Below are 4,114 nucleotides of genomic sequence, written 5' to 3' on the forward strand. Positions count from 1 at the left end.
GAGCTCGATGGAGCGGTTTTTCCGCACCCTGAAGACAGAATGGGTGCCGACAAAGGGTTACAACAGCTTCAACGAAGCCCAGGGCGCGATTATTCGCTAGATTACGGGGTATTACGGCGCTATCCGGCCTCACTGGTGTAACGGCGGCTTGACTCCAAACGAATCTGAGCGACTGTTCTACATACAGTCTAATGTGGTGGCCAGTATTAGTTGATTACTACAGTCCGGCAGGTTATCGCCGCCAGACCGCTGACTCTGCCACCAAGTCAGTTAATAGTGCATCCGGGAGGATTCGAACCTCCGACCGCTCGGTTCGTAGCCGAGTACTCTATCCAGCTGAGCTACGGATACAGTGTAAATGACGGTGAGGGAGGGATTCGAACCCTCGATACAGCTTTTGACCGTATACTCCCTTAGCAGGGGAGCGCCTTCGGCCTCTCGGCCACCTCACCTACGCGCCGTTGTTGAAGCTCATCGGCACTGCGTGGCGCACATATTACTTTCTGGGCTTGATAAGTCAAACCCTTTTTTGCCCCTCGGGAAGCGATTGCGCAATTCCCATGCAACTTGCGCAGATAGGCAGCTAAATAGCGGTAAATTACCCGTCTCTTCAAGATTTGGGAAAGGGAAGGAAACAAAATCAGGAATAGGAAGGCGCTGATAATAAGATTATCCAAGGGACTGCGCCTCGCCTGGGGCAAGGCGCTGAAAAAGGATCAGTAAGGAGTCTGTTGTGACTTCTCAGCCTGGATACGCTGGTATATTTCTTCGCGGTGCACAGAAACTTCTTTAGGAGCATTAACACCGATACGGACTTGGTTGCCTTTGACGCCTAAAACAGTAACCGTAACCTCATCGCCAATCATGAGGGTTTCACCAACTCGACGAGTCAGAATAAGCATTCTTTGCTCCTTGAAAGATTAAAAGAGTCGGGTCTCTCAGTTTCCCGCCATTATCCATCATATACCGTGAAAGCGTAAGCCGTGCAGCATGCATGCGACATACGCCGGCCGGTCGAGTGCTTTCCATATCTGGTATAAGTCTAGTCGATATGACCAGCTTCGCGCCTAACTTTTGTTTCCCGGAAGAGTATGTATTGAAACACCCTAACTTAACAGAAAGTTAGGGTGTTTATTATAACGCATTCTTATTCTACTCAGAGTTTTGCGGCCAGCATCGCATCTACACCTGCCAGCGCGGCCGGCAAAGCGGAGATATCGCTGCCACCCGCCTGCGCCAGATCGGGGCGTCCACCGCCTTTCCCCCCTACCTGCTGTGCGAGATGACCGACGATGTCACCCGCTTTGACCCGATCGGTCAAATCTTTGGTCACGCCGGCTATCAGGCTGACCTTCCCCTCCGCCACCGTGGCAAGAATGATAACCGCTGACCCCAACTGGTTCTTCAGATCGTCCACCATGGTGCGTAGCATTTTCGGTTCGACGCTGTTTAGCTGGCTCACCAGAACCTTGACGCCGTTGATGTCGCGCACGTTGCGGCCAAGCGAGGCGCTTTCCTGCGCCGCCTGTTGGTTCTTCAACTGCTGAAGGTCTTTTTCCAGCTGTCGGGAATGCTCCTGCAGCGCCCGCACCTTGCCCACCAGCGTTTGGCTATCGCCTTTCACCAACTGGGCTATGTGCTGCACCAAATCGCTTTGCTGATGTAGTGACGCCAGCGCCTCTTCACCGGTAACCGCTTCGATGCGGCGGATACCGGCGGCGGTGCTGGATTCAGCAATGATGCGGAACAGACCGATATCGCCGGTACGGCTGGCGTGGGTCCCGCCGCATAATTCGGTGGAGAAATTCCCCATGCTCAACACCCTGACCTGCGCCTCGTATTTCTCGCCGAACAGCGCCATAGCCCCTTTGTTACGGGCGTCTTCCAGCGCCATGATGCCGGTTTGAATGGGCAGATTGCGACGGATCTGCTCATTGACAATCTCTTCTACCCGACGGATCTGTTCGGGTTTCATGGCTTCATTATGGGAGAAATCGAAACGCAGGTAGTGGTCGTTTACCAGCGATCCTTTCTGCCCGACGTGATCGCCGAGCACCTGACGCAAGGCCGCATGCAGCAAATGGGTGGCGGAATGGTTCAGGCAAATGCGCTCGCGGCGTGCGCTATCCACCTGTGCGGTGAGCTGCGCACCCAGTTTCAGTTCACCGTAGCTAAGCTTGCCCTGATGCCCGAAGGCCTTGCCGTATTTCTGCGTATCCGCCACCTCGAACACTCCCGAGGCCGCTTTCAATACACCCCGATCGCCCACCTGACCGCCCGATTCACCATAAAACGGCGTCTCATCGAGCACGACCACCGCCTCTTCCCCCTGGCGGATGACGTCCACCGGCTGGCCATCGCGGAACAGCGCGGTCACCCATCCCTGATGCTCAAGGTGTTCATAACCGAAGAAGCGGGTGGTTTCATCCACGCGCAGTAAACTATTATAGTCAGCGCCAAAACCGCTCGACTCACGGGCGCGTTTGCGCTGCGCCTCCATGGCGCGCTCAAAACTCGCCTCATCGACGCGTAGGTTGCGTTCGCGACAGACGTCGACGGTCAAATCCAGCGGGAAACCGCAAGTATCGTAAAGACGGAAGGCGGTTTCGCCGTCGAGCGTATCGCCGGTCAGTTTGGCCAGCTCATCGTCCAGCAGCGCTAGACCGCGTTCCAACGTGCGGGCGAACTGCTCTTCTTCGGCGCGCAGCACCTGTTCTACCATCGCCTGTTGCGGCTGCAGCTGGCTGGCGGCGCTGCCCATCACGTCGATAAGCGGCGCGACCAGCTTGTAGAAGAAGGTGTCGCAGGCGCCCAGCATACTGCCATGACGAATCGCCCGGCGGATGATGCGCCGCAGGACATATCCCCTGCCCTCGTTGGATGGCACGACACCATCGCTGACCAGGAAAACACACGAGCGTATATGATCAGCGATAACCCGCAGCGATTTGCTGTCGGGATTGCTGGCGCCCGTTGCTTCTGCCGCGGCTGCGATAAGCGTCTTGAACAGGTCGATATCATAGTTTGAGTTGACATGTTGCAATACCGCCGCAATACGCTCCAGCCCCATGCCGGTATCCACTGAGGGTTTCGGCAGCGGCAGCAGCGTACCGTTGGCCTGGCGGTTAAACTGCATAAACACCAAGTTCCAGATCTCGATGTAGCGATCGCCATCTTCCTCCGGGCTTCCCGGCGGACCGCCCCAAATATGCTCGCCGTGATCGTAGAAGATCTCCGAGCATGGGCCGCAGGGGCCGGTATCGCCCATTTGCCAGAAATTATCGGAAGCATAGGCGCTGTCTTTATTATCGCCGATGCGGATAATGCGCTCGGCGGGGACCCCCACTTCACTGGCCCAGATGTTGTAGGCTTCATCATCAGTGGCATACACTGTGACCCAAAGCTTTTCTTTGGGGAGTTTGAACCACTGTTCCCCGGTCAACAATTCCCAGGCGAACCGGATGGCGTCATGTTTGAAATAGTCGCCGAAGCTGAAATTTCCCAGCATTTCAAAAAAGGTGTGGTGGCGCGCCGTGTAGCCGACGTTTTCCAAATCGTTGTGTTTGCCGCCCGCACGCACACAGTGTTGTGACGTGGTGGCGCGCCGATAGGAACGGTTATCCAGGCCCAGGAACACATCCTTGAACTGGTTCATGCCGGCGTTGGTGAACAGCAATGTTGGATCGTTGTCAGGCACCAGTGAGCTGCTCGCCACCACCTGATGTCCCTTGCTATGGAAAAAATCGAGAAACGCCTGACGGATCTCAGCGGTGCTCTTGCTCATAGTTGTCCCGGAATCACGCAAAAATATCGAATCTCGAACAGAATAGCGCAGTTGTAAGGCGCTCTAGTAGCGTTCAGGATCGTAAAAAGTGGGAATAAGATAAATTTTTGTAGTGGTCAACTAAAACTGGCCACCACATTAGACTGTATGTAGAACAGTCGCTCAGATTCGTTTGGAGTCAAGCCGCCGTTACACCAGTGAGGCCGGATAGCGCCGTAATACCCCGTAATCTAGCGGATAATCGCGCCCTGGGCTTCGCTGAAGCTGTTGTAACCCTTTGTCGGCACCCATTCTGTCTTCAGGGTGCGGAAGAACCGCTCCATCGGGCTG

2 protein-coding genes, 2 tRNA genes and 2 pseudogenes are annotated in these 4,114 nt (G+C 55.3%); 1 reads left to right on the forward strand and 5 read right to left on the reverse strand.

The genetic code is table 11. The features are described 5' to 3' along the window. Positions 1-214, forward strand: a pseudogene (locus ACTBDU_RS16050) (integrase core domain-containing protein); the annotation flags it as partial. A gap of 63 nt (positions 215-277) precedes the next feature. Here the strand turns inward: ACTBDU_RS16050 and ACTBDU_RS16055 are convergent. The 5 genes and pseudogenes from ACTBDU_RS16055 to ACTBDU_RS16075 form a co-directional block, all read right to left on the reverse strand. Then, a tRNA-Arg gene (locus tag ACTBDU_RS16055) sits at positions 278-351 on the reverse strand. 11 nt (positions 352-362) lie between these two features. Beyond that, positions 363-452, reverse strand: a tRNA-Ser gene (locus ACTBDU_RS16060). Between the two features lie 264 nt (positions 453-716). Beyond that, complete coding sequence (gene csrA / locus ACTBDU_RS16065) at positions 717-902, reverse strand: carbon storage regulator CsrA (protein ID WP_011410512.1); 186 nt, start codon at positions 900-902, stop codon at positions 717-719. 254 nt (positions 903-1,156) lie between these two features. Continuing rightward, the gene (alaS, locus tag ACTBDU_RS16070; protein WP_438807172.1) at positions 1,157-3,784 is read right to left on the reverse strand and encodes an alanine--tRNA ligase; all 2,628 of its coding nucleotides are present in this window, start codon (positions 3,782-3,784) and stop codon (positions 1,157-1,159) included. A gap of 116 nt (positions 3,785-3,900) precedes the next feature. After that, positions 3,901-4,114 (reverse strand): annotated as a pseudogene (locus ACTBDU_RS16075) (IS3 family transposase); the annotation flags it as partial.

Origin of the sequence: Sodalis sp. (in: enterobacteria) (assembly GCF_051710625.1) — a bacterium.
GTDB lineage: Bacteria > Pseudomonadota > Gammaproteobacteria > Enterobacterales > Enterobacteriaceae > JBPESN01.